This is a genomic window from Methylobacterium sp. NEAU K (genome assembly GCF_030700285.1).
Classification (GTDB): Bacteria; Pseudomonadota; Alphaproteobacteria; order Rhizobiales; family Beijerinckiaceae; genus Methylobacterium.
The window spans coordinates 176227-198556 of the sequence record NZ_JAUYZJ010000006.1 but is presented as its reverse complement, the minus strand read 5'-3'; the positions used below and the strand labels follow the sequence as shown (position 1 = coordinate 198556).

21 protein-coding genes and 7 pseudogenes are annotated in these 22330 nt (G+C 65.2%); 18 read left to right on the top strand and 10 right to left on the bottom strand.

The features are described from left to right. Positions 1–55: 55 nt before the first annotated feature. A pseudogene (locus tag Q8W67_RS07330) lies at positions 56–250 on the top strand (IS481 family transposase); the annotation flags it as partial. A gap of 75 nt (positions 251–325) precedes the next feature. On the opposite strand, the pseudogene Q8W67_RS07325 reads toward Q8W67_RS07330, so the two are convergent. Continuing rightward, positions 326–744 (bottom strand): annotated as a pseudogene (locus tag Q8W67_RS07325) (IS3 family transposase); the annotation flags it as partial. 75 nt (positions 745–819) lie between these two features. On the opposite strand from Q8W67_RS07325, the gene Q8W67_RS07320 reads away from it, so the two are divergent. Beyond that, positions 820–1149 carry a hypothetical protein gene (locus Q8W67_RS07320; protein ID WP_305542964.1) on the top strand — a complete coding sequence of 110 codons (330 nt, stop codon included), beginning with the start codon at positions 820–822 and terminating at the stop codon, positions 1147–1149. A gap of 60 nt (positions 1150–1209) precedes the next feature. Here Q8W67_RS07320 and Q8W67_RS07315 read toward each other — a convergent pair whose 3' ends face one another. Beyond that, a complete protein-coding gene (locus Q8W67_RS07315; RefSeq protein ID WP_305542962.1) occupies positions 1210–1353 on the bottom strand; it encodes a hypothetical protein in 144 nt (47 codons plus the stop codon). 51 nt (positions 1354–1404) lie between these two features. Here Q8W67_RS07315 and Q8W67_RS07310 point away from each other — a divergent pair, with 51 nt between their 5' ends. The 3 genes from Q8W67_RS07310 to Q8W67_RS07300 all read left to right on the top strand — a co-directional run bounded on the left by Q8W67_RS07310 (position 1405) and on the right by Q8W67_RS07300 (position 2537). Continuing rightward, positions 1405–1725, top strand: a complete 321-nt coding sequence (locus tag Q8W67_RS07310; RefSeq protein ID WP_305542960.1) for a hypothetical protein — start codon at positions 1405–1407, stop codon at positions 1723–1725. A 29-nt stretch (positions 1726–1754) separates the two neighbouring features. Continuing rightward, positions 1755–1997 carry a hypothetical protein gene (locus tag Q8W67_RS07305; protein ID WP_305542957.1) on the top strand — a complete coding sequence of 81 codons (243 nt, stop codon included), beginning with the start codon at positions 1755–1757 and terminating at the stop codon, positions 1995–1997. A gap of 216 nt (positions 1998–2213) precedes the next feature. After that, positions 2214–2537 carry a GCG_CRPN prefix-to-repeats domain-containing protein gene (locus tag Q8W67_RS07300; RefSeq protein WP_305542954.1) on the top strand — a complete coding sequence of 108 codons (324 nt, stop codon included), beginning with the start codon at positions 2214–2216 and terminating at the stop codon, positions 2535–2537. 174 nt (positions 2538–2711) lie between these two features. On the opposite strand, the gene Q8W67_RS07295 is transcribed toward Q8W67_RS07300, so the two are convergent. Next, a complete protein-coding gene (locus Q8W67_RS07295) occupies positions 2712–2936 on the bottom strand; it encodes a hypothetical protein (RefSeq protein WP_305542951.1) in 225 nt (74 codons plus the stop codon). 190 nt (positions 2937–3126) lie between these two features. After that, positions 3127–3770: pseudogene (locus tag Q8W67_RS07290) on the bottom strand (IS3 family transposase); the annotation flags it as partial. A 509-nt stretch (positions 3771–4279) separates the two neighbouring features. Between Q8W67_RS07290 and Q8W67_RS07285 the strand changes: the two are divergent. From Q8W67_RS07285 to Q8W67_RS26785, 7 genes and pseudogenes are all read left to right on the top strand, one after another. Beyond that, on the top strand, positions 4280–4657 hold the full coding sequence (locus Q8W67_RS07285) for a hypothetical protein (protein ID WP_305542947.1): 378 nt from the start codon (positions 4280–4282) through the stop codon (positions 4655–4657). Positions 4658–4953: 296 nt separating this feature from the next. Next, a pseudogene (locus Q8W67_RS07280) lies at positions 4954–6492 on the top strand (DUF1800 domain-containing protein). Positions 6493–6503: 11 nt separating this feature from the next. Then, complete coding sequence (locus tag Q8W67_RS07275) at positions 6504–7691, top strand: DUF1501 domain-containing protein (RefSeq protein ID WP_305542944.1); 1188 nt, start codon at positions 6504–6506, stop codon at positions 7689–7691. Positions 7692–8060: 369 nt separating this feature from the next. After that, on the top strand, positions 8061–9026 hold the full coding sequence (locus Q8W67_RS07270) for an alpha/beta fold hydrolase (protein ID WP_305542942.1): 966 nt from the start codon (positions 8061–8063) through the stop codon (positions 9024–9026). A gap of 363 nt (positions 9027–9389) precedes the next feature. Further along, the gene (locus Q8W67_RS07265; RefSeq protein ID WP_305542940.1) at positions 9390–10064 is read left to right on the top strand and encodes a TylF/MycF/NovP-related O-methyltransferase; all 675 of its coding nucleotides are present in this window, start codon (positions 9390–9392) and stop codon (positions 10062–10064) included. 555 nt (positions 10065–10619) lie between these two features. After that, positions 10620–11072 (top strand): annotated as a pseudogene (locus Q8W67_RS07260) (transposase); the annotation flags it as partial. Between the two features lies 1 nt (position 11073). Beyond that, positions 11074–11301 carry a hypothetical protein gene (locus Q8W67_RS26785; RefSeq protein ID WP_370693834.1) on the top strand — a complete coding sequence of 76 codons (228 nt, stop codon included), beginning with the start codon at positions 11074–11076 and terminating at the stop codon, positions 11299–11301. A 180-nt stretch (positions 11302–11481) separates the two neighbouring features. On the opposite strand, the gene Q8W67_RS07255 is transcribed toward Q8W67_RS26785, so the two are convergent. Genes Q8W67_RS07255 through Q8W67_RS07240 form a run of 4 tightly spaced genes read right to left on the bottom strand, consistent with a single transcriptional unit; the run spans position 11482 to position 14373 of the window. Then, positions 11482–11826: a hypothetical protein gene (locus Q8W67_RS07255; protein ID WP_305542937.1), complete on the bottom strand. Its 345-nt coding sequence runs from the start codon at positions 11824–11826 to the stop codon at positions 11482–11484. Positions 11827–11860: 34 nt separating this feature from the next. Beyond that, the gene (locus Q8W67_RS07250; protein ID WP_305542934.1) at positions 11861–12151 is read right to left on the bottom strand and encodes a DUF1971 domain-containing protein; all 291 of its coding nucleotides are present in this window, start codon (positions 12149–12151) and stop codon (positions 11861–11863) included. Next, positions 12148–12591, bottom strand: a complete 444-nt coding sequence (locus Q8W67_RS07245) for a CBS domain-containing protein (protein WP_305542932.1) — start codon at positions 12589–12591, stop codon at positions 12148–12150. The genes Q8W67_RS07250 and Q8W67_RS07245 overlap by 4 nt, the downstream gene beginning before the upstream one ends. Positions 12592–12636: 45 nt before the next feature. Continuing rightward, complete coding sequence (locus Q8W67_RS07240; RefSeq protein ID WP_305542930.1) at positions 12637–14373, bottom strand: molybdopterin-dependent oxidoreductase; 1737 nt, start codon at positions 14371–14373, stop codon at positions 12637–12639. Positions 14374–15026: 653 nt separating this feature from the next. Between Q8W67_RS07240 and Q8W67_RS07235 the strand changes: the two genes are divergently transcribed. Then, complete coding sequence (locus Q8W67_RS07235; RefSeq protein ID WP_305542928.1) at positions 15027–15662, top strand: class I SAM-dependent methyltransferase; 636 nt, start codon at positions 15027–15029, stop codon at positions 15660–15662. 79 nt (positions 15663–15741) lie between these two features. Here Q8W67_RS07235 and Q8W67_RS07230 read toward each other — a convergent pair whose 3' ends face one another. Continuing rightward, positions 15742–17229, bottom strand: a complete 1488-nt coding sequence (locus tag Q8W67_RS07230) for a carotenoid oxygenase family protein (protein ID WP_305542926.1) — start codon at positions 17227–17229, stop codon at positions 15742–15744. A 304-nt stretch (positions 17230–17533) separates the two neighbouring features. On the opposite strand from Q8W67_RS07230, the gene Q8W67_RS07225 reads away from it, so the two are divergent. Next, complete coding sequence (locus Q8W67_RS07225) at positions 17534–17743, top strand: hypothetical protein (protein WP_305542925.1); 210 nt, start codon at positions 17534–17536, stop codon at positions 17741–17743. Between the two features lie 42 nt (positions 17744–17785). Further along, positions 17786–17974: pseudogene (locus tag Q8W67_RS07220) on the top strand (glutathione S-transferase N-terminal domain-containing protein); the annotation flags it as partial. On the opposite strand, the pseudogene Q8W67_RS26780 reads toward Q8W67_RS07220, so the two are convergent. Beyond that, a pseudogene (locus Q8W67_RS26780) lies at positions 17970–18905 on the bottom strand (IS3 family transposase); the annotation flags it as partial. The pseudogenes Q8W67_RS07220 and Q8W67_RS26780 sit on opposite strands and share 5 nt — an antisense overlap. Before the next feature lie 200 nt (positions 18906–19105). Here Q8W67_RS26780 and Q8W67_RS07205 point away from each other — a divergent pair. The 3 genes from Q8W67_RS07205 to Q8W67_RS07195 all read left to right on the top strand — a co-directional run bounded on the left by Q8W67_RS07205 (position 19106) and on the right by Q8W67_RS07195 (position 22258). Next, on the top strand, positions 19106–19717 hold the full coding sequence (locus tag Q8W67_RS07205; protein ID WP_305542923.1) for an HdeD family acid-resistance protein: 612 nt from the start codon (positions 19106–19108) through the stop codon (positions 19715–19717). 80 nt (positions 19718–19797) lie between these two features. Then, positions 19798–20040: a hypothetical protein gene (locus Q8W67_RS07200; protein WP_305542921.1), complete on the top strand. Its 243-nt coding sequence runs from the start codon at positions 19798–19800 to the stop codon at positions 20038–20040. Between the two features lie 103 nt (positions 20041–20143). Beyond that, complete coding sequence (locus tag Q8W67_RS07195; RefSeq protein WP_305542920.1) at positions 20144–22258, top strand: alkyl/aryl-sulfatase; 2115 nt, start codon at positions 20144–20146, stop codon at positions 22256–22258. The last annotated feature ends 72 nt before the right edge of the window (positions 22259–22330 follow it).

Below are 22330 nucleotides of genomic sequence, written 5' to 3'. Positions count from 1 at the left end.
TCCCGGAGTGGGATAGTGCATCATCGACGCTGAGACGTCAGTCGGAGGATTTTCCGTGGCAGGAGTTCGTCGCGGGAGCGCCCGCACGACGCCGCGTGTTCGAGCCGGGCTCCAAGCGCCGCAAGAAAGTAGCCGCGCCCTAGCCGCTCAATACGGCCTGAACCCCATGACGGTCGCCAAATGGCGCGGGCGAACGGTGACGACCGATGCACCGATGGGACCCAAGGAGCTTAAGAGTGTGATCCAGAGTGCGATTTGGACCGGATCGGCGCGCTGAGTGTCTGACCTACAAGGGATCGGGTGGGTCCCTTTTGGATGCTGATCACATCCGGAACTTGCGCCCGTCATGGGTGCGTGCCTCGACGAAGTCGTAGGACCAGACGTGGTTGGGGTACTTAGGGCGCAGCTGGAGGCAGGAGCCATCCCCATCCCACAGCCGTCCTCGCCTGGGCTGCTTGGCCGGCACCTTCAGCCCCTCCTGCCGCCAGAGGCGCTCGACCCGCTTGTCGTCGACAGCCAGCCGGCCGCTTCCAGCAGGGCGGCGACCTTCCGGTAGCCGTAGCGCCCGTAGGTGCGGGCGAGTTCGATCAACTCGGCGACGAGCGCCGCCTCGTCACCTTTGCCCCGCGGCAGCTTGCGCTGTGTCGAGCGGTGCTGACCGAGCGCCTTACAGGGCCGACGCTCGGAGATCTTCAGCACGGTCTGGACATGCTCGACAAAGCCCCGGCGGCGCGCGGGGCTCAGATGGGGTATTCGGTGTGCCTTGAGCGGCGGAAGCAGCGGCATGATGGCGCTTCGATCCAATCCCGGAGCCTCACCATGGCGAGACGCGATGGCCCCAGCGTGGGCCTCCACACGCTGGGGCGCCTGCACCCGCAAATGCTGGTCGTGCCGTTCCCCGGCCATGCCGAACGGTCGCTGCCGGATGCATGGAGGAAGCAGCACGCGGGCGCGCGGACGCCCGAAGGGCTGCAGCGGGTTCGGACGGTGTCCCTGATCCGCGGGCGCCGCTCGGCGGCTCATGTCGCCATGAAGTGGGAGATCCGGGCGAATTACTTCCAGCTGCGCGAGATGGTGAAGGCCGCCAACGCGGAATGGCGCGAAGAGCAGAGGCCGCATCGGGAGTTGCTACGGCGGTTCGGGCGGTAGGATTTTCGTGATCCCGTGCGTGCGCGTGAGGCTGATGACGACAAACGATGACGCGCCGGCTCAGTCGGCCGCCACAGTCTCGCCCATCAGCATCAGGTCTCGGCTGGCCTCGGTCAGTGCTTGGAGCGCGGCACCGACGGCCTCGTGCTGGACGTGACTTGCATGATCTCGGACCCAATTGGCGACACCAGGGGTTAGCCCCATGAGAAACCCGATCGCCCTCGACGAGTTTCGACCCGCACCGCGAAGGAACCCATGTCGGACAGCACCTCAGCGTCAGTGACGTTCTCATCTCTTAAGGCTGCTCGATCGGCGCGAGAGCGGCTGGCGCGCGCAGGGTTTGCCCGCAACAGCATCGAGATCGATCGGTATGGCGATGCGTTCGACGTCTCCATCAACACCCGTGAAGAGAACCGCGCCAGGGCGGAGCGCATCCTGACCGGGTCGCCGCTTGGAAACGATCTCCGCCAAGCCGGCGAGCAAGCGGCCGACTTTGTCCAAGCCAATCGCTCCCTCGCCTTGGGCCTCGCGGCACTGGCGGGGCTCGCACTCTTCAGCCTGACAAACCGCCGGTAACGGCCTCGATCGTTTGGGAGCAACACGCCATGAAGCACTTGTTCGCCGGTTCGTTAATCGCAGCCGGCCTGTTCGCCATCCCAAGCCTGCCGGCCTCGGCGCAGAGCATCGACATCGGACCAGGAGGCGTGCGGGTTGATCCGCGCTCGCCGCGGGAGCGGGGCCGGGACGAGATCCGTCGTGAGGAGCGTCGTGAGGAATTCCGTGAGGAGCGACGTGACCCGATCCGGCGTGAAGAGCGCCTACGTCGCGAGGACGATGACGAAGATTGATCTCCATTGGGAGTGGACCAACGAACTGTGTGCGGCGGGGTGCGAGCCCCGCCGTTTTGATGCGTCCTACCGAGAGAACGTCTCCATCGGATCGGCTCCCGCCCATCAGCCATCGGATCGATGAACGAGCGGACCAGAAGTGGTTCAGGACGCCGGTTGCATCCTCGCCAAATCCGGTCCGGCAAGCTCATGCCGATGGTTTCAAAGGGTCGTGTCATGGTGCGCTTCAAGGTACTCGGGATGACCGCGGTGCTCGCAGTGGGCCTCTCCACCGCCACGGCAGCGAACGCCGGTCCGCTCGGTTATGAGCCGCCTGCCGGCGAGATGCTGATCGAGCGCGTGGCCGGTGGTTGCGGTCCTGGCTTCCACCCGAATCCGTGGGGGCATTGCCGCCCTAACTACCGGGGATGGGGCTATGGCGGCCCCCGCGGCCCATATGGCGGTCGCCCAGGCTACGGATACGGTGGCGGCTACGAGCGCGGCCCCGGCGGCTATTATGGGGGCTACGACGGCCCGCGCCGGTTCTACGGCGGCTATTGACCTGCGAGGCTGGTTAAGGCTCCGGGGAACCATCCCGGCAGCCCTGTCCAAGCATCACTTCGAGATCGCTCCTCCTGTCGAGGTCCGGCGCATAGCCTTGCGGAAGTCTTTCGATCACCTCTGCGACCACGTTGGCGTTGCGAGCCAGTGCGAAGGGCAGCACGGGCGTGAGGCTCAGATCTCGCGGCCGGTCCCCACCCTGCTGCGCTGCCCGGGGCTCAGCGGGCCCCGTAGGCCGCGGCCGCCCATCACGCGGTCCGCTTCCGCATTCTCCGCCGGTGTGGGCTTCCTGGGCCTGCTGGCGCGCTTGCGCTTGGGCTGCACGGCCTCGGCATCGACGGGTATGCCGGCGGCGGTGAACAGGTTGGGCGGATCCGCCTTGGGAATGGTGAAGCTCACCAGCTGCCTGTGCTGAGTCTCCGCTCCGAATGCGCCAAGAGGAGATCGCATACCATCCACAGGAGAAGCGGGCCCCCGCATCACACTGCTGCCGCGTTCGGCGCGTGTCCTTCGGCATTGGCGGTGGCGGACCGCCAAGCGCACTCCGTTATGGAGTGCACCGCGTGCTGAATACCCTCCTGGCCCTCTAGACCTGGTAGCGATGGAGCGGTCGCAAACGCACGCACAATCCGTCGTTGAGCCACAGCCGGCTGCGCGGCCGATGCTGCTGCGGGACCGTCAGCCCCTCGCGAAGCCAGATGCGCCGAACCCGGACTCTGCCCATGGACGAGCCGACTGCCTGCAGCAGCGCGGCGACGCGGCGGTAGCCGAAGCGCCCATACTCAGACGCCAGGGCCACGATGACACGGGTCAATGCATCCTCGTTGGCCGGCACCGTTGGCACGGTGCGCTGCGTGCCGCGATGCTGGCCGACGATCCGAGAGGGGTGACGTTCCGAGAGGCCATACTTCTCCTGGATGCCGATCGCCGCCTGCCGGCGTCGCTCGGGGGCTGTGCGTTTCCCGAGGCAACATCCTTCAGCACCTGACTCACCAGAGACAGATCCGCCACGAGCCGACGCAACCGAGTGTTCCCACGCTCAAGATCCTTCATCCGGCGCGTCCGATCGACCATCAGTCCGCCGTACTCCTGACGCCAGCGGTCATGGAATTGCATGGATACGTCCGCCTCCTTGCAGGCCAGGGCCAAGCTCTTGCCCTATGCCGTCTGCGCCTCGATCTGGCGCAGCATCAGCACCACCTGCTCCGCGCTCGGCTGCTGTCCTCGCTCCATCTCCGACTCCTCTGGTCCTGGCCGATCCTCTCAATCAGCCCGGTTCAAAGGCGGCCGGTCAGATCTGGGCCGCGACGATGGCCTGGCGTCGGGCCATGGCTGAGTGACATCGGTGGGCTGCCCATGCAGCCTCGTCGGCGCATTTCAGCCACCGATCCGGACGCGCTTGACTCCGAAGACGGGCATTGTGCAGGCACAGGGCGCATCAAGTCTAGAATCGGGGACCATGCGCGTGAGCGGGCCGCCAGCCAGAGGAAGGTACGACGATCGGGGGACATGGGATGCGGCAAATCCAAGGATCGCCGAAGTGTGATTCCGCTATTACCGCCAAGCTATCGAGTTGTCTTCAGACGACGTGAGGTCTGCGCCGCCATTCAGCCTTCCGACAGAAACGGGTGCTTAGGCTGCGACACGCTGGGTTGAGGGGCGGACGCCATCGAAGCGTTCGGACAGCATTCTGAGGCGGCCGTATTTGCGGCTTCCAGTCAGGTCCCGGCAAGGAGGTTTCGATGGATAAGACAATCGCAGGCGTGGTCGGTGCCGTGACAGCCCTGGCTGCGGCTGGGCCGGCTCAGGCCGCAGTCTCAGCCCCCGCGAACCTGGATTCCGTGATGCAGGTCTCGTCCTACGCCGATCTGGTCAAACCGATCCCGAACGCGGTCGAACTGCTCAAGGCTGCGGATGCCCGTGCGGCGGAGGCTCGGAAAGAGGGCTTGGTCCAGAAGGCGCAGTTCTACTACCACCATCACCATCACCACCATCATCACGGCTATTGGCGGCGTTTCTACCATCATCATCACCATCATCACGCCTATTGGGGCCCATTCTATCATCACCATCATCACCACCACCACCACCACAACTACTACTATGGCGATGGGTGGTAGGCGATGAAGCGGCATCAAGCGAGGGCGGTGCCCCGATCGACGCCCTCGGATGCTGTCTCGACCCGAAGCCGGTGGAAGGCCGAATACCACGCCGCCCCGTACCGGAGCGGTCATCCTCTCAGGACGGCGCTTGTCAGGCCCGACCCGTCGTAGGCGCTCCTCCGGCCCTGCTACGGTGAGAAGCGGCAGAGCCGACACGATCAAGTTTGCGGGAGGACTGCCATCCCGGTGAGATCAGCCGCAGATCGGACGAGATCGCGGCCGAGATTTCCCCAGTCCGGGAGATTGCGATGCCGATGGCGAGGCCGAGAGGGGTGGTCAAGAAGATCCTGCGTGGGACCATCCTGGCGGCCGGCTCGCTCGTCCCGGCCCAGATCGCAGCCGCCACTCAGGTCAAGGCGCCGGCGGCGGACGTGGCGTTTCTCGACGCACTGACCTGGGGCGCAAGTCCGTCGAGCGTCGAGGCGCTGCACAGCCAGGGGCGCGAGCGTTGGCTCAAGGACCAGCTCCATCCGCACGATGAGCCCCGCTTGCCTCCGGCGGCCGCGGCGCAGCTCGCCGCCCTGGCACCGCGCGGAACACTCATCGAGCGCGTACGGGCCTTCGAAGCGCAGGCGAAGGCGGCCAGAGCGGAGCTTGGTCCGGAGACGAAGAATGCGGCCCAGCAGGTCTATCAGGCCGCGCTCACCGCCGCCGCCCGCGACGCCGTCGCCGCGACGGTGCTGCGCGCGCTCTACAGCCCCGATCAGCTGCGCGAGCGCCTGACTTGGTTCTGGTTCAACCGCTTCAACGTTCATCAAGGCAAGGCGAACCTGCGAGCACTGGTCGGCGATTACGTCGACACGGCTATCCGCCCGCACGCGCTCGGCCGCTTCCGCGATCTCCTCGCCGCAACGTTGCGCCACCCGGCGATGCTGCGCTACCTCGACAACGCCGAGAACACGGCCGGCCACATCAACGAGAACTATGCCCGCGAGATCATGGAGCTGCACACGATGGGTGTGGGCTCCGGCTACACCCAGGCCGACGTCGAGGCGCTTGCCCGCATCCTCACCGGCGTCGGCATCGACGCGCAGCCCGCGGCCCCGAAGCTGAAGCCAGAGCGACAGGCCGACCTCGTCAGGGACGGATTGTTCATCTTCAACCCGAACCGGCACGATTACGGCGACAAGCTCTTCCTCGGTCACACGATCCGCGGCCGCGGCTTCGCGGAGGTCGAGGAGGCGCTCGACCTCCTCTGCCGTCAGCCCGCCACGGCCCGTCACGTGTCGCGCGCCCTCGCGACCTACTTCATGGGGACTGAGCCACCCGAGGCCCTGGTGCAGCATCTCGCCGGCGTGTTCGCGCGCAGCGACGGCGACATCGCGGCGGTGACGGAGGCCCTGGTTCGCGCGCCGGACTTCACCGCCGCGATCGGCTCGCAGATCAAGGATCCGGTTCGCTACGTGCTGTCGGCCCTGCGCCTCGCCTACGACGAGCGGGTGATCCTCAACACCGGGCCGGTTCAGAGCTGGCTGAACCGCCTCGGCGAGGCCCTGTTCAACCGTTCGACGCCGGACGGCTACCCGCTCCTGTCCGCCGCCTGGTCGGGGCCCGGCCAGATGATCACGCGCTTCGAGGTCGCGCGGCAGATCGGGTCCGGCCCGGCCGGGCTGTTTTAGCCCCCGGGGCCGGACACGGTCGAGGAACCGGCTTTCCCGCTCCTGCAGAACGGTCTCTACTTCTCGACCCTCGCCGCCAGCTTGAGCGAGCCGACCCGCGCGGCGCTCGCCCGCGCGGTGTCGCCCCAGGACTGGAATACCCTGTTCCTGTCATCTCCCGACTTCATGCGCTGAGGACAGATCCCATGGATCGTCGCTACCTTTTGCGGGCCGGCACGGCGCTCGGCCTCTCAACCATCGCGGGCCGGGTGTGGGCCGCGCCGCAGGCGGATGCCCGCCTGCTCGTGATTTTCCTGCGCGGTGCCTACGACGCGGCCAACGTGGTGATCCCGACCGGCAGCGATTTCTACTATCAGGCGCGGCCCCGTTTGGCGGTGGCACGCCCGAACCCGCAGGACCCGGCCGCCGCCCTTTTTCTCGACGCGGACTGGGGCCTGCACCCGGTCCTACGCGACACGATCCTACCGCTCTTCGCCAAAGGACAGGTCGCCTTCGTCCCGTTCGCGGGCACCGACGATCTGACGCGCAGCCACTTCGAGACGCAGGACACGATCGAGCTCGGCCAGGGCGTCGGCGGCGTCCGCGACTACAACTCGGGCTTCATGGGCCGGCTGGCCGCTGAGCTGACCCGGGCGCGTCCGGTCAGCTTCACCGAGCAGATGCCGCTGGTGTTCCGGGGCACCGAGACGGTGCCGAATGTCGCCATCAACGGCATCGGCAAGCCCGGCATCGACGAGCGACAGGCGCGACTGATCACTGCCATGTACCGGGACAGCGTCCTGCGGCCTTCCGTCGAGGAAGGTTTCCGCGTGCGCGACGAGGTCTACCACACGATCTCGGACCATCAGGCCCAGGCCGACCGCGGCGCGGTCTCGCCGAAGGGGTTCGAGTTGTCGGCCCGCCGCATCGGCCGGCTGATGCGCGACGGGTTCAACCTCGGCTTCGTCGATGTCGGCGGCTGGGACACGCACGTGAACCAGGGCGCGGCGAGCGGCTACCTCGCTGATCGCCTGGGCGAGCTAGGACGCGGGCTCGCTGGCTTCGCGCAGGAGGTCGGCCCGGGCTGGGACAACACGGTGGCGGTGGTGCTCTCGGAGTTCGGCCGCACCTTCCGGGAGAACGGTAATCGCGGCACGGATCATGGCCACGGCAGTGTCTACTGGGTGCTGGGCGGCGGGCTGAAAGGCGGCCGAATCGCTGGGCCGCAGGTCCGCGTGGGCGAGACGAGCCTGTTCCAGAACCGCGACTACCCGATACTGACCGACTACCGAGCGATGCTCGCCGATCTGTTCAGCCGGCTCTATGGTCTCAGTCCTGCGAGCCTCGGACGCGTCTTCGCGCAGGTGCGTCCGACGAACCTCGGCCTCCTGTGAGCGGAACGCGGCTCGTTAAACCCGCAGCGCGCAGTCCAGGCCGGTACGGTCCTCCCGCCCGGAAGCGGCTTGTCCGCTCCATCGTCTCACGTTGTCCGAAGCTGACCGGCGACTTTCGGCCAATCCTGCTGTTGCCGACGGCCTCGCGAGCGTCTCGGTCGGATGGTTTTCTGCCCGTCCGCTTCCGGACGGCGGATGTATCGAAGCGTACATAGCCGCGGGGACCGCTCACGACCCATTGCAGAAGGTCGGAAGGTCCGCTTCGAAGCACTTGATGAAAAAGAGCACTACGACTGGGTCCGGTGGAAAGTGGTCGTTGCGGCCTGTCCAGCGAGAATGCCCTATCTCTCCCCCCGGAGGAGATGAGTTATGCCGACCCAGACAGTCCTAGCCGCCGCAACGGCCCTGGCGCTTGGACAAGGAACGCCGCAGCCACTTCCCTCCACCCAGGCCACGACGACTTACCATCGGGTCGAGGTAAACGGTGTTGGCATCGTCTACCGCGAGGCGGGGCCGCGTGATGCGCCCACGATCCTGCTGCTGCACGGCTATCCGTCGTCGTCCCGGCAGTGGGACCCGCTGCTACCGCTGCTCGCCGACCGCTATCACTTGATTGCGCCCGACTACCCCGGCTTCGGCCAGAGCGATGCGCCGTCGCTGGCGCAGTACACCTACACCTTCGACAACCTTGCTGTGACGATGGAGAGGTTGGTCGCCCACCTCGGCATAGAGCGTTACACGCTCTTCCTGCAGGATTACGGCGGGCCCGTGGGTTTTCGCATGGCGCTGGCTCATCCTGAGCAGGTCAGCGCGCTCATCGTTCAGAACGCCAACGCCTATGCGGAAGGCCTCGGTGCCAAGTGGCAGGGCATCGCCCGGTACTGGGCTGATCCCGCAGCCCATCCCGAGCAGGTCGACGCATTCACGTCGCTCGAAGGGGCCAAGCAGCGCCACCTCGGCACCAGCCCCAACCCCGAGCGCTACAACCCGGACACCTGGGCTGACGAGTACGCTATCCTGGCGCGACCAGGCGAGCGGGAGATCCAGGCGGCACTCCTCTACGACTACCGCACGAACGTTGCGTCCTACCCGGCCTGGCAAGCCTGGATGCAGGAGCATCAGCTTCCGACGCTCGTGCTGTGGGGCCGCTATGACCCATCCTTCATTGTGCCAGGCGCCGAGGCCTACCTGCGCGACGTGCCGAAGGCCGAGCTGCATATCCTCGATGCCGGCCATTTCGCGTTGGACGAGGCGACGGATGAGATTGCCCGGCTCACACGCGACTTCCTCAGCCGCGTCGAGACGACGGCGCTCCCATCATCGGCCCCGCGTTGAGACGTGGATCATCTTCGAACGCCCGCCTTGGCCATGTCTGCTTCGGCGATGCAGCCGAAGTCTGCCGAATGGCCAGGATAGGCGCAATGCGGAACGTCCGCGAAGGGCGGCGTGCCGCCTTCCGCAATCGACCCCTCTCGGATGTTTGAGCTTGCATCTCGCAATGTCCGGAGTTGAGGGGAATCCGCCGTTTGGCCGTGAATTTTGATCGAGACTTCCGCGAATTTTAAGCGCCCGAGCGACTAGCCATTCGATCACTCCACGGAACCCTTGAAATTGCTTATTCTGAGTCATAATTGTGTTCTAAATTGTATTCATACTTTAATTTAGGAGAATATACGGATGTTAAGCAGATTTCAGAGAATGGCTTATGAGGCAATGATGAACCGCGGTTATCTGCGCAAGTTTTGGTATCCCCGATATCAATTCGAATATTTTCCGCGACAACTATGTTATCTTGCAAGTTGCATTGAGCGCACATCTTCGATCGAAGGAGATGTGGTTGAAGTAGGATGTGCTCATGGACTGACAACGACGTTCTTGTATGAGTACATGAAAGACTCTGGGATAGAAAAATCCTACAACTGCTTCGATACATTCTCCGGATTTACGGAAGCCAATATTTCTGTGGAATTAAATAAACGCATGAAAATTTATAATTATGAAAGGGAATATAAGAACAACAATGTAGATTGGTTTAAAGAAAGTCTTAGCAGAAGAAATATTACAGACATAAACGTCGTGCAAGCAGATATCTGTACTATTGATGAGTCGAAGCTGCCATCAAAGATCGCCTTTTGTTTGATAGACGTTGACCTTTATGAGCCGGTTAAGATTGGTTTGGAAAAGATATACCCGCGCATTTCGGCTGGCGGAATAATTGTTGTGGATGACTGCTGGACAAAGAAAAAGCATATGTGGGTTGAGAGTGTTGGATCGGCGTATGACGGCGCAATGCAGGCTTATAAAGAATTCACCTCAAGAGAGAAATTGCCCGAGAAATTCGTCGAGACGAAATTGGCCATCATAGAGAAATAAATTTGATCTTTTACTTCCGCAATTTACGTTCTTGAGAGAGGCCTTCAATTAAGCGGAGATGTTTCCATCAGTAGCGTTGTAGGACGCTCTTGAATTTTGAAGACTGGTCGAATGACTGGATCGTCCGCTCCAACTCTCGATCCGGACGTTTGGTCCGCGATTATCGGACGACAGCTTCCGACCCCGAGCTGAAGTTGCCGGACGGCTGACGATCGGCCGCTTTGGAGAAGCGTCGAAGACGGTCCAAGCGGCTGGCATGGGTCGGTAAGGGCTGGTCCGCCTTTCCGGCCGACCTTTTCCGAAGCGGACCTGCGGGTTCCGGCCAGATCCAGCCGCATCGCACCTTCGCGGCCGTTCAGGCGACATCGATGGCACGGCAAAAGAGAGGGTCTGGCGGTCGTGTCTCTGCTGGTGGTTCAGCTCGACGGTAGCGAGGAAGCCCGCCCGGGCGCTCTCCCCCGCGCTGTAGCGGGCGGGCTTCCTCGCGGGGTGGTCATCGGCGGTTGCCGGGTAGGGGCGGGTTGCGACAGCCAACCCTGAACCGAGAGCCCCCCGATGACCGACGAGATGATGGCCCTGCGCGGGCTGCTGGAGAAGTGCGCCGACACGGATGTCCTGCGCGAGCTGATCGGCTTTGCGGCCGAGCGGCTGATGGAGCTGGAGGTGGGCGGCTTGACCGGCGCGGCCCACGGCGAGAAGAGCGCCGAGCGGCTGGTCCAGCGCAACGGCTACCCTGACCGGGACTGGCAGACGCGGGCGGGTACGGTCGCGCTGCGCATGCCGAAGCTGCGCAAGGGCTCGTACTTCCCTGTCTTCCTGGAGCCGCGCCGGATGGCCGAGAAGGCGCTCACCGCGGTGATCCAGGAGGCCGACATCCCGGGCATCTCGGACCCGCTCGGGCGATGCCCTCGTCCAGGAAGGGCCCCATAGCGGCAGGCCGCGATGGGCCCCTCGATGGGTGGCACGGGCGTGTCGAAGAGCCAGGTCAGCCGTCTGTGCCAGGAGATCGATGAACGGGTCGGCGCGTTCCTCGACCGGCCGATCGAGGGGGGAATGGCCGTATCTCTGGATCGACGCGACCTACGTGAAGGTGCGCCAAAACGGCCGTATCGTCGGCGCGCTCCTGTTGGAGCAGAATAACGAATGGGCCGTCCAGCGGTCCGGCTACATCACCCTGGAAAGCATCGCCCCGATCGGCGATGATCCCCGCGTCAGCCTGCCCACCCTGGCAGCCTGATCGATCCGCCCCCGGCCAGTGATCGTGGTGGCTCCCAGAAAGCTACACCACGCTGTGGGACACGATCAGGCGCTCTTACGGAACCACCTCGAAGCGGACCTTCGCTGTCTGAGTGTTATGGAGCCCAACCCGTTCTCCCCAAACCCATCGCAATGACCTGTGTGAAGGAGCTGGCCGTCCTCAATGGGCTGCGATCGGTCCGGCTGCCCGCTGCCTCTTCTTCAGGATCGCCACGATACCGAAGCTGAGGATGTGGCTGACGCCACGAGCCGGAAGCTTCCCGCATAGGCCGTTACGTACGCCTCGCACCGCACTTGGCTTGCAAGGAGGCCAGGGCTGCACCTTGCCGCCGGATCGGCGATGTAGGCGTGCATCACGGCCGCCAACGCGGCCAGCCCGCTCCTGCGTGCGGGTCGCGTTTTGGGTGATCACCTCCGCCAGAACTGAGAAGTGCGTGTGGCCGCGCCGATCGATCATCGTCGAGAGCATGGCGATGCCGATCGAGCCGCCGAGGTTGCGCATCATGCTCGAGAGCCGCGACGCATCGGCCACCGAGGCGCTACGGGGCGCAGTGGAACTCCAGGTAGAAGCGCACCGGCCCAATTGGCTCGACATGGTGCCGGACCTGTGGCTCGATCACGCCGGGCTGGCCTGGCTCCAGGATGCTTTCCGATGGTGGCGTTTCGATGCGGTAGCGCAGCTTGCCTTCGAGAACATGAATTACGGCCCATGCGCCGCCCTTAGTTTCGTGCGCACTCAAAAGGGCGGGTGGCACCGTGTCATGCGTAAACACTGGTGTCCGGCGGGTCACCACGTATCCTGCTGGAATGGGCCATTCCACCTCGGTCACCGGTACCCCACGTTCATCACGTAGTCGCGGAGCAGGGCCTCGTCGCTCTCCACCTCGCCCAGCAGGCCCTGTAGGGCATCCCGTGCATAGATGATCCCAACCGGCTTCCCGCCCTGACTAATGACCGCGATACGCTGAAGGCCGCGCGCCTTCATCATCGACCAGATATTCTGCAACAGCTCGCCGGGCTGGCAGGACACCACGTCCCGCGTCATCATTGCGTCCACCCTGGCGGTGCAGCCGCTTCCGATGCACCGGGTGATCTGCCCGACGATATCGGTTTTCGTGAGCACGCCCACCATCCCGCCATCCTGGCCGCACACGACAACGAGGTCTGTATGCGGCTTGGCCATAAGCGCGGCCGTGTCCTTGACGGTGGCCGCCCCGTCAATCGTAACCAGTCGCTCGCATGCCCTGAGCAGCATCCGCTCGGCAAACATCCCGGCCCTCTTCGTGTGTGTATCGCGCCACACCCAGGCTGCGCGTCAAATCGGCATACGGTAGCCGTAGAACTCGTGGTCCTCGTTGTACCCGCCTTCCCCGGCGCCAAGGTTGGCGAAGTCGTGCACGAACTCGATCGCCGCGATCCATTTGACCATCTTGAAGCCCAGCTCGTTCTCGCATCTCAGGCGCAACGGCGCCCCGTGCAGCACGCTGACCGGCCGGCCGTTCATCTCGTGGGCCAGTATGGTCAGTTCATGGCGCATATTGTGCAACTTATGCACATCGTAGTAGCGGCCGCCGTCGCCCCCGTCGGCCAGCGAGTAGAACACGGCGTAGCGCGCCTCGGCAGCCGGCTTCACCAAGTCTAGAATGTGGCGCATCGGGACGCCGCCCCACTTGGCGACGCCGGACCATCCTTGGATGCAGAAATGGGTCGTGATCTGCTCCTGCTTCGGCATGGCCTGCAGGTCGGCAAGCGAGAAGTCGCGCGGGTTTTCGACCAGGCCGCCGACCCGTAGCCTGTAATGCTCGAAGCCGTCAGCCACGAGGCGGTCGAACTCCGCGGAGCGCGGCATGGTCCCATTCAGCCAGAAGTACGGCGAGATGTCTCTCTCCGAAAGCTGGGAGCGCGGGTCCCACCATTCGGCCAATCCCTTGATCCAGCCAATCATGAACGTGCCGGTGTGCTGCACGAGGCGGGCGTGTCGGATCGTCAGTGGCGACGCCACGGCCCAGGCGACCCCTACCACTGCCATGGCAAGAAGGAATGGTAGCAGCCCGGCCCACGAGCTGCTCTCCACCCCGGCGAACATGTGGTTGGTGTTCTCCCGCAGGCTGGTCACGAACACCATGATCCCGTGCGCCAGGATGAACAGCACGAACCAGGAGAACGAGATGAAGTGGATGGACCGCGCCACTTGCCGGTTCAGTACGCGCCCGGTCCAGCCGAGCCGGTTGGAGATCGCCGGGCTTTGCAGCAGGCCCGTGGCGATGGACACGGGCGCTGCCACGAACACCGTGATGAAATAGGAGAGCTGCTGCAGGGCGTTGTAGCGTGTCCAGCTGTGGTCAACCGGAAAGTTCAGCGAGGCATACTGGATGGCGGTTGAGAGCGCGTTCGGGAACACCTCCCACGTTACGGGCACCAAGCGGAGCCACTGGCCGGTCGAGAATATCAGCGTGTAGAAGGCGATCCCGTTCAGCGTCCACAGCAGGGTGACCGAGAAATGCCACCAGCGGGCCAGCCCGATGGTGTGGCGCAGGCCCGGGATGCCCAGCCACTTCGGGAGCGTGACCGAGTCGTCCTTGGCAGTCCAGATGCGCCCGGTTGGAACCGGACGCTGGAAGCGGAACCACTCCGTTCCCGGCGTGCAGTCCCGCTTCCAGTACAGCCGCGGGTGGTCGGCCAAGATTTGGATGCCGGCGCGGATGATAAACATCATGAAGAACATGTTCAGGAAGTGCTGCGCCCGCAGCCACCACGGGAAGCCGGAGTCCACCGACGGCGCGGCCTGGGCGATGCCGGGGTAACGCGCCACGAACGCCTTGACGGCGGCGAACTCCAGCAGCCCCTGTGCCAAAGCGACTGCGAGGACAAGGCCGGCAAAGCTTAGCGGCAGCGCCCACAGCACGCTGACCCAGCGCGTCCCCACCCGGACCCGGGGAACGATGCCCTCCTGCGGCGGGAGCCAGTGGTTCAACAGGATGCGGTCGTCCGCGGCGCTGAGCTTTGCCGCTAGAGGATCTTGGGACGGCGCAGCATTCAAGGGGGTGGCCATGGACGTTGTCCTTATCTGACGCAGCGCACGCACCGCGTCCCCTTACTGAGCCACGCCCGACCACAGTGGTCATCGTGCCATGGTCCCCGCGGCTACATCAACGGCCCAGGAAAAGGTCCGGACGCTAAAGTAGAGAAAGAAATCCAGTCCAACGCGCACAGGGTCGCTGCGGCATTCTCCAGTGTCGGGGCCGCCATCGCAGCTAGGTCCGAAAAACGACCGCTTTCCTGATGATCTCCGGACACGCTTGTCGGGCCGGCCAAAACGTCAGCCGCCCTGTCGGAAAACCGTGGCGGCTATTTAAGCGTCGGCGAAACGCTCATCCCTTTAGGGCGGTAGCAAGACTGCTGCGATGTCCGGTTTTTTGCATCCCGCGGCCGAAACTGGCCAGACGGCTTACGGCCACCTCCCATCATTTGAGTTGTGGTGCGGTGGAATGAGCATTCCGCAAACGGAGCCGATGCGCTGCGACGCGGTATTCGCCAAGCCGCCCGGCTTTGTGATGATCGACGTCTGTGCCATCGTACAGATGCGGCACTTTGGGCTCCTACACTAGGCGTCCGCCGAGTTCTTTCTACACTCGTCCTCAATTCACGGTTCGGGCACGAGCTGTCGAGCTCAGCGCGGTGTTCGGCCCAGAGGCATGCCCAACGATGACTCAGGACCTGCCGAGCCTGCCACCGGAAGCTTTCGCGAAGCACGATCGTGATCCCGATCCGCTGTTCTACGCTGAGCCGCGCTTCGTGACCCATATCGATGCCGCTGCGATTGCTGCCGTGACGAGCTTGTATAGGACGATCGTCCCTGCAGGCGGTGTCGTCCTCGACCTGATGTCAAGTTGGGTCAGCCACCTGCCGGATGAGGTCGCCTACGCCAGCGTCATCGGTCACGGCCTCAATGCCGCGGAACTCGCCGCAAACCCGCGCCTGACCCGGCATTTCGTGCAGGACCTCAATGCCGAGCCGCACCTGCCCCTCGACACTGCGAGCGTTGACGCCGCTCTGATCTGCGTCTCGGTGCAGTACCTGCAGCGACCCGTGGCCGTCCTGTCCGAGATCGCTCGCGTAATGCGCCCCGGCTCCCCGGCGGTGATCAGTTTCTCGAACCGCTGCTTCCCGACCAAGGCGGTCGCCATCTGGAACGTCCTCGACGAAGTGGGACACGCACAACTCGTCAGCCTTTATCTGCAGCGTGCCGGGTTCGCCCGCATCGACGTACGCGTCCTGAAGCCCGAGGGAGGCTCCTGCGACCCCATGACGGCAGTGACCGGCTGGACCGTCGCGGCGTGAGGCGCCCGCGATCGGCCGGTCCTGGTAGAGGGTTCGTACAGGATCCCGTTCGCCGATAGCCATGGCTACAAGGTGCGCCTCACGATCCCGCGTCGGTGCAATCCCCGAGGGCACCACAGTCGGCTTTTCCAGCCGGGTCGCGCGCCGGGAACCAGTTGCCGTGGAAGCCCGGCGGGATCCGGTGCCCGAGGCGAACCGTGGCGACGGGCGGCGCCTCAAACGATCGCGCGTCGAGGACGGCAAAGTCCGTCGTGTCGCTCGCTGTGTCGATGACGAGCCCGACGAGCCAGCCTTCGTCCTCGCCGGCCCCGGCGCGGGCCGGCACGAAGACGAACTCACCCGGGACGCGACTGGCACCGAACTCGTGCACGTGGCGCGCGCCGGTCTTGAGGTCGTGCTTGTAGAGCTGCGTCGCACCGGCGAGTTGCGTATTGCCGTCGGCGGGGACGCTGACCGTGTAGACGTAGCGGTGACGCTGCCCGCAAAGCCGCTCATCGATGCGGGGGAACTCCTGCGCCGCGGGGTCAATCACCCGCCGCTCGACCCGCTTCGTCGAAGGGTCGATCGTCCAGCGTTCGAGCCGGCCCGGCGTGTCGAGCCCGCCCCCGGCCGAGGCGAACACCGTCTCGTAGGCGATCACGTCAAGGATCACCCGCCCGTCCGCGTCGTCGTAGGCGTTGGCGGCGTGGAACACGAAACAGGGCTCGACGTCGCACCATAGGATGTCGGCGCCGTCGCCCTGCCGGGGGAGTAGGCCCACGCGGGCCCTGTGGTCGGGCTTCCAGCGGAACGGGAAGCGGTAACCGGATAGCAGGGCCTGCAACGAGAACGTCACGGGCAGGTCCAGCACGATCGCGAAGCGCGCCGTGAATGCGCAGTCGTGGATGCAGGGGCCGTGCTCGACCGCGACCGGCACGTCCCGCACGACCTGCCCAGTCGGCGCGACGACGACATGGCGGACGCTGTCCCAGACGCGGCCGTCATAGGCGATCGCGTGGGTCTCGCCGGTAAGCGGGTCGCGGTGCGGGTGTCCGGAGAAGGATCCGGCGAGCGTGCCGTCGAACGGATTGTAGCGTTGCGCCTCCAGCGTCTCGGAGAGTTCGACGGGGAAGCTGCCAGCCTCCACCACGGCGAAGATCCGGCCGCCGATCTCGACGACGTTGGTGTTGACGGTGTCGTTGCCGCCCCGCCGCGGTCCGGATGCCGCTGGCCGGCCAAGCGCCGCGGCGGCCGTGCGCGAACCGATCCAGCGGTTGCGATACCAAAGCGCCTTGCCGCCTTTGACCGCAAGACCGTGCACCATGCCATCACCGAGGAACCAGTCGTGGCCTCGCGTCGCCGGGCGGACGGGGTTGGCCCCCATCTTGAGGTAGAAGCCGTCGAGCCCAGGCGGGATCGACCCGGTCACAGGCAGGTCCCGCAGCGTCAGTTCCTCTCGCATCGGTTCGTGAACGCCGACCACAAAGGGGTTCGGCGTGTTGGGCAGGCGCAGCCGGCTGCAGGCGGCCACCAGAGCGACACCGCCCTCGACGGCAGCGCGGAAGGCCGACTGGACTGGGTTCAGCATCGGCAGCGATCCCCGGGTAAGCTGGTAGGCAGGGGCTCCATTGAGCCGGCAACGCCCGGTTCCCGGTAGTCGAAGGAGGGCCCGAATGCCAACGCGTCTCTGCTTTGATGAGACGTTCTCGTGGTGGCGCGGGGGGCTGAGCCCTCACCATGGCTGTCTCGATGTTGGTTGCCAGACATTGAGCGCATCAATCCTGAGGGGGCCTCCGTCCGCTGTGGGTCTGTCGCCGGTGATGCGCAGGAACCGGGGTTGACCATAGAGATTGGCTTAGCGCGCCGGCGCTCACGCCGGTCGGGAGGATGACATGTCGAGCGATACCGAGAAGCACCGCGCCCTGCTCAGGGCCCTTAAGGACGCTCAGGGGAAGGGCGATAGCTCCTTCGAGCAGGCCGTAATGAACGCGTTCGAGCACGTCTTCGAACACTTAGGACGCTTGAACGATCACGTCTCCCTCGGTGGTCCCGATGGTGGAGATCCCCACCTGGAGCCTGGCGAATCGCCGACCCTGCGATAGGGGCGGGATTTCCTACCCATGCAGTCAGGTGAGGAGCGTGCGATGATCACGCTGTACACATGGTCGACGCCGAACGGTCGCAAGATCCCGATCATGCTGGAGGAATGCGGACTGCCCTACACTGTGGTGCCGGTGAACATCGGCAAGGACGAGCAGTTCGCCCCCGAGTTCCTGAAGGTCTCACCGAACAACAAGATTCCGGCCATTGTCGACGACGAGGCAGAGGGCGGATATGCTCCGGGATGCCGTGTAGGCCTATCGCGTCGGCCAGTGCCCCGATGACGCCCACGCTGTTGATGCGCCGGGCGACCTTCAGCGCCAGGCCGGCTCGACTATGCGCGTCGATCAGCGTCAGGATACGCAGGCTCCGCCCGTCGTGCGCCTGTGCCTGGACGAAGTCGAAGCTCCAGACATGATTGCGATGCAGCGGCCGCAGCCGCACGCATGATCCATCGTTGAGCCACAGGCGACTGCGCGGCCGGTGTTTTTGCGGGACCTTGAGGCCCTCACGACGCCAGATGCGCTGGACCCGGGCCTTGCCCACGGGCCAGCCGGCCGCCTGCAGCAGCGCGGTGACGCGGCGGTAGCCATAGCGCCCGTACTCGGAAGCCAGGGCGATGATTGCGCGGGTCAGTGCATCCTCGTCGGGCGGGCCCCGGGGGCCCCGGGGGCCGGGGGCCCCGGGGCCGCCCCCCCTAACGCCGGGGGGGGGCGCCAGCGGGGGGGTTGGGGGGGGGGGGCGGGCCCCCCGGGGGGGGGGGCGGGGGGGGCGGGGGGGGGGGGGGCCCCGGGGGCCGCCCGACGATACGGCAGGCGTGGCGCTCCGAAAGGCTGTACTTCTCCCTGATGCCGTCGACCGCCTGCCAGCGTCGCTCGGGAGCTACAAGTTTCCCGCCGCGACGTCCGCCAGCACTTGCTTCCTCAGAGACAGATCCGCCACGAGATGCCGCAACCGAGCATTCTCGCGCTCGAGATCCTTCATCTTCTTGGCCTGATCGACCTTCAGGTCGCCGTACTCCTTGCGCCAGCGGTAATGGCTCTGCTCGGAGACATCCGCCTCCTTACAGGCGACGGCGATGCTCTTGCCCTGTGCCGTCTGCACCTCGATCTGGCGCAACTTCGGCAAGACCCGCTCCGCGCGCGTCTTCTGACCTCGCCGCATGTCCGTCTCCTCTGATCCTGGATGACCCTCTCAACCAGCCCGGTCCAAAGCCAGACAGTCAGGTCAATTACGCTGAGATCGCTTCCGAACCCATTTGACATGGATCAATGCGCCTCAGGATTGGTCGGGAATTTAGTTACTGATTGTTAGATTAAGATGAGACAGCCAAAAAAATCGATGTGATCTACAGGAGGTGTCGTATGAACGGAACGGCAACCTTTGGCACTCTGCACGCCGACACGGGGCGTGCCCGCGGATGGTTCATCGCGGTCGGCAGCTTGCTCCTGGTCCTCGGCATCGTGGGCCTGTTCATGGTGGTGACCCTCACCATTGCCAGTACGCTCTGGTATGGCATCCTCTTGATCGCGGCCGGCATCGCCGAGATCGTCGAATCGCTCGTCAAACCCGCCGAGGTCGAGGTCTGGCGCTCCCGCGCCGTTCGGTTCCTCGCGGGTCTGCTCTATCTCGTCGGCGGGCTCTGGGCGGTCTTCCGTCCCCTCGAAGCGTCGCTCGCGCTCACGCTCGTGCTCGGCCTGACCCTTATCGCCTCGGGCGTGGCGCGCGCGATCTGGGCCATCGTCCATGAGACGCAGATGTCTCGCGCCACGGTGATCCTGTTCGCCCTGCTCTCGATGCTTCTGGGCGCCGCCATCATCGCGCAATGGCCCTATTCGGGCCTGTGGGCGATCGGCCTCTTCGTATCCTGCGACCTGATCGCGGCGGGGCTGTCATGGGCCTGGATCGGCCTCTTCGGCAAGCCGCCTGTCGCGCCGGCGGTAGCACCGCCCGGCATCGGCTCGGCGGCCCGATGAGGATCGGCGGCCGACACGGGGATGTCCAACGGCCAACGACGTGAGAGCGCATTGATCAGACTGCGAAGCGGAGAATGGCAATGGGACCGATGCATCGTCGCGCCTTGCTCGGCGGCTTCTCGTCCGCGGCCCTGGCGGCCGCGGGCCTGATCGCGGCGCCGGGCGCCCTGGAGGCTGCGCTCCTCAGGGTGGAGCCCCTCGGTGATCCGAACACTGGCGCACCCGTCGAGAAGGCACAGGCCGTCGTCGTCGTCCCGCGCCGCCGCCGCCGCCGCAGAGTTTGCTGGTGGCGGCGCGGACGCCGGGTCTGTGCTTGGCGCTAGCGAGGCGCGCGTGAGCGGGACAGGCCGCGGCCGTCGCGGCCCAGCGGCTTCCGCAGCCCGTTCGTTCCACCGCAATCCACCGCCTCCGGGATGGAGCTGACCGATGTCGACGCGACGCGCCTTCATCAAGACCCTCCCAGCTGTCGGAGCCGCGTTCTCCGCGGCCGGCTGCCTCATGGTTGAGGCGCGTGCCGCAGACGGCACGGAGCCCCGGGCGGGAGTTCCCTTGCCGAAGCACTTCCGCCCGAAGGGCAAGCCGCCATCGGCTTTCACGCGCGAGGTGCTGCGTCAGGCCCGGATGCGCCTGCCTTTCGCGGACGACACGGACTTCGAGGAGCAGAGACGCGGGCTGATCGCCCCCATGGCCGACATGACCATCCTGGCCGATGGCAGCCACGTGGCCTGGGACATGCAGCAGTTCCGCTTCCTCGAGGAGCAGGACGAATTCGACAGCATTCACCCGTCGCTGCTGCGCATATCGCGTCTCAACAACAATTACGGGCTCTATGAGGTCATTCCCGGGATCTATCAGGTGCGGGGTTTCGACCTCTCGAATCTCACCCTCGTGCGGGGGCGGACCGGGTGGATCGTGTTCGATCCACTCGTCAGCCAGGAGACCGCGCGCGCCGCCTGGACGCTGTTCCAGGATCATGTGGGCGAGGGGCGGCCGATCTCGGCCGTGATCTACTCCCACACCCACGGAGACCATTGGGGCGGCGTGCGCGGCCTCCTCAAGGAGGAGGATGTGCGGTCCGGCGCGGTGCCGGTGATCGCGCCGGCCGACTTCCTCGCCCACACGGTGGCGGAGAATGTCTACGCCGGCAACGCCATGAACCGGCGGCTCTTCTACCAGTACGGGCTGCTCCTGCCGGCCGGGCCGCACGGCTATGTCGGTCAGGGCCTGGGGCAGCGCGTCTCGGCCGGCACCACCGGTTTGATCGCCCCGACGCGGTCCGTGGAGAAGCCAATCGAGATTTTCGAGGTCGACGGCGTCCAGATGGTCTTTCAGAATACGCCGAACACCGAAGCGCCGCGGGAGATGAACACCTACATCCCTGACATGAAGGCGCTCTGGATGGCGGAGAACGTCATCGCGTCCCTGCACAACATCTACACCCTGAGGGGCGCCCCGGTGCGCGACCCGCTCAACTGGTCGAAATACATCAACGAGGCGCTGCACCGGTTCGGCCTGGAGGCCGAGGTGATGTTCGCCTCCCACCATTGGCCCCGCTGGGGCAACGCGCGGATCCAGGAGGTTCTGCGGGCGCAGCGCGACCTCTACGCCCACATGAACAACCACGTGCTCCACCTCGCGAACCAGGGTGTGACGATCAACGAGATTCACACCGTCTACGAGCTGCCGCGGAGCCTGCAGCAGACGTGGCATTGCCGCGGCTATCACGGGTCGCCGGAGCACAACAGCAGGGGCGTCATCCAGCGCTATCTCGGGTTCTGGGACTGTAACCCGGCGACGCTGATCCCGCTGGCCCCGTCCGAGAGCGCGCCCCTCTACGTCGACTTGATGGGCGGCGCGGAGGCGATCCTCGCCCGGGGAAGACGCCTGCACGACGCGGGCAAGTACCTGCTGGCCCAGGAGATCCTGAACAAGCTGGTCCAGGCCGAGCCGGAGAACCAGGCCGCCAAGGAACTACTCGCCGACATCTTCGAGCAGATCGGCTACCAGCAGGAAAACCCCGGCCTGCGCAACAGCTTCCTGGCCGGCGCCTACGAGCTTCGTTCCGGCATCCCGGAAGGGGCGACGGCAAGTTCGAGCAGTCCCGACGTGGTGCGGGCGATGACGACCGAGCTGTTCCTGAACTTCCTCGGCATCCGCATGGACAGTCGGAAGGCGGAGGGGATGCGCTTCACCATCAACCTGATCACGCCGGACAACGGCGAGCGGTTCATCGTCGAGCTGGAGAACGCGACGTTGACCACCATCGCGGGCTTCCAGGCCGAGAAGCCCGATCTGACCCTGACCATCAACCGGTCGGATCTCGAGCAGACGATGGTCGGCGCCAAGACCCTGGAGGCGCAGATCGCCGACGGGACGGCGCAGGTTCAGGGCGACGCGAGCATCCTGACCCGGCTGGCCGCCACGATGGTGGATTTCGATCCGCGCTTCGAGATCCTGCCCGGCACCAAGGTGCGAGGCGCCTCGGGCCTGGTGCAGGCCGACCCGTATCGGGCCGATCCTGGACGGGCGGTCGCCGAGTAGCCGGAGGCGACCGCCCCCTCTTCGGCAGAGGGTCGCGTTCCGGCCCGTCCGAATGACGCTGGAATGAATGGC

What these genes read in the sequence shown, in the direction of transcription:
- Q8W67_RS07265 (WP_305542940.1), top strand. Translation starts at nt 9,390, where the DNA reads ATGGCTTATGAGGCAATGATGAACCGCGGTTATCTGCGCAAGTTTTGG.
- Q8W67_RS07320 (WP_305542964.1), top strand. Translation starts at nt 820, where the DNA reads ATGGCGAGACGCGATGGCCCCAGCGTGGGCCTCCACACGCTGGGGCGC.
- Q8W67_RS07235 (WP_305542928.1), top strand. Translation starts at nt 15,027, where the DNA reads ATGACTCAGGACCTGCCGAGCCTGCCACCGGAAGCTTTCGCGAAGCAC.
- Q8W67_RS07195 (WP_305542920.1), top strand. Translation starts at nt 20,144, where the DNA reads ATGTCGACGCGACGCGCCTTCATCAAGACCCTCCCAGCTGTCGGAGCC.
- Q8W67_RS07225 (WP_305542925.1), top strand. Translation starts at nt 17,534, where the DNA reads ATGTCGAGCGATACCGAGAAGCACCGCGCCCTGCTCAGGGCCCTTAAG.
- Q8W67_RS07200 (WP_305542921.1), top strand. Translation starts at nt 19,798, where the DNA reads ATGGGACCGATGCATCGTCGCGCCTTGCTCGGCGGCTTCTCGTCCGCG.
- Q8W67_RS07240 (WP_305542930.1), bottom strand. Translation starts at nt 14,373, where the DNA reads ATGGCCACCCCCTTGAATGCTGCGCCGTCCCAAGATCCTCTAGCGGCA.
- Q8W67_RS07315 (WP_305542962.1), bottom strand. Translation starts at nt 1,353, where the DNA reads ATGGGGCTAACCCCTGGTGTCGCCAATTGGGTCCGAGATCATGCAAGT.
- Q8W67_RS07270 (WP_305542942.1), top strand. Translation starts at nt 8,061, where the DNA reads ATGCCGACCCAGACAGTCCTAGCCGCCGCAACGGCCCTGGCGCTTGGA.
- Q8W67_RS07205 (WP_305542923.1), top strand. Translation starts at nt 19,106, where the DNA reads ATGAACGGAACGGCAACCTTTGGCACTCTGCACGCCGACACGGGGCGT.
- Q8W67_RS07275 (WP_305542944.1), top strand. Translation starts at nt 6,504, where the DNA reads ATGGATCGTCGCTACCTTTTGCGGGCCGGCACGGCGCTCGGCCTCTCA.
- Q8W67_RS07310 (WP_305542960.1), top strand. Translation starts at nt 1,405, where the DNA reads ATGTCGGACAGCACCTCAGCGTCAGTGACGTTCTCATCTCTTAAGGCT.
- Q8W67_RS07305 (WP_305542957.1), top strand. Translation starts at nt 1,755, where the DNA reads ATGAAGCACTTGTTCGCCGGTTCGTTAATCGCAGCCGGCCTGTTCGCC.
- Q8W67_RS07300 (WP_305542954.1), top strand. Translation starts at nt 2,214, where the DNA reads ATGGTGCGCTTCAAGGTACTCGGGATGACCGCGGTGCTCGCAGTGGGC.
- Q8W67_RS07230 (WP_305542926.1), bottom strand. Translation starts at nt 17,229, where the DNA reads ATGCTGAACCCAGTCCAGTCGGCCTTCCGCGCTGCCGTCGAGGGCGGT.
- Q8W67_RS26785 (WP_370693834.1), top strand. Translation starts at nt 11,074, where the DNA reads ATGAACGGGTCGGCGCGTTCCTCGACCGGCCGATCGAGGGGGGAATGG.
- Q8W67_RS07245 (WP_305542932.1), bottom strand. Translation starts at nt 12,591, where the DNA reads ATGTTTGCCGAGCGGATGCTGCTCAGGGCATGCGAGCGACTGGTTACG.
- Q8W67_RS07285 (WP_305542947.1), top strand. Translation starts at nt 4,280, where the DNA reads ATGGATAAGACAATCGCAGGCGTGGTCGGTGCCGTGACAGCCCTGGCT.
- Q8W67_RS07255 (WP_305542937.1), bottom strand. Translation starts at nt 11,826, where the DNA reads ATGATGCGCAACCTCGGCGGCTCGATCGGCATCGCCATGCTCTCGACG.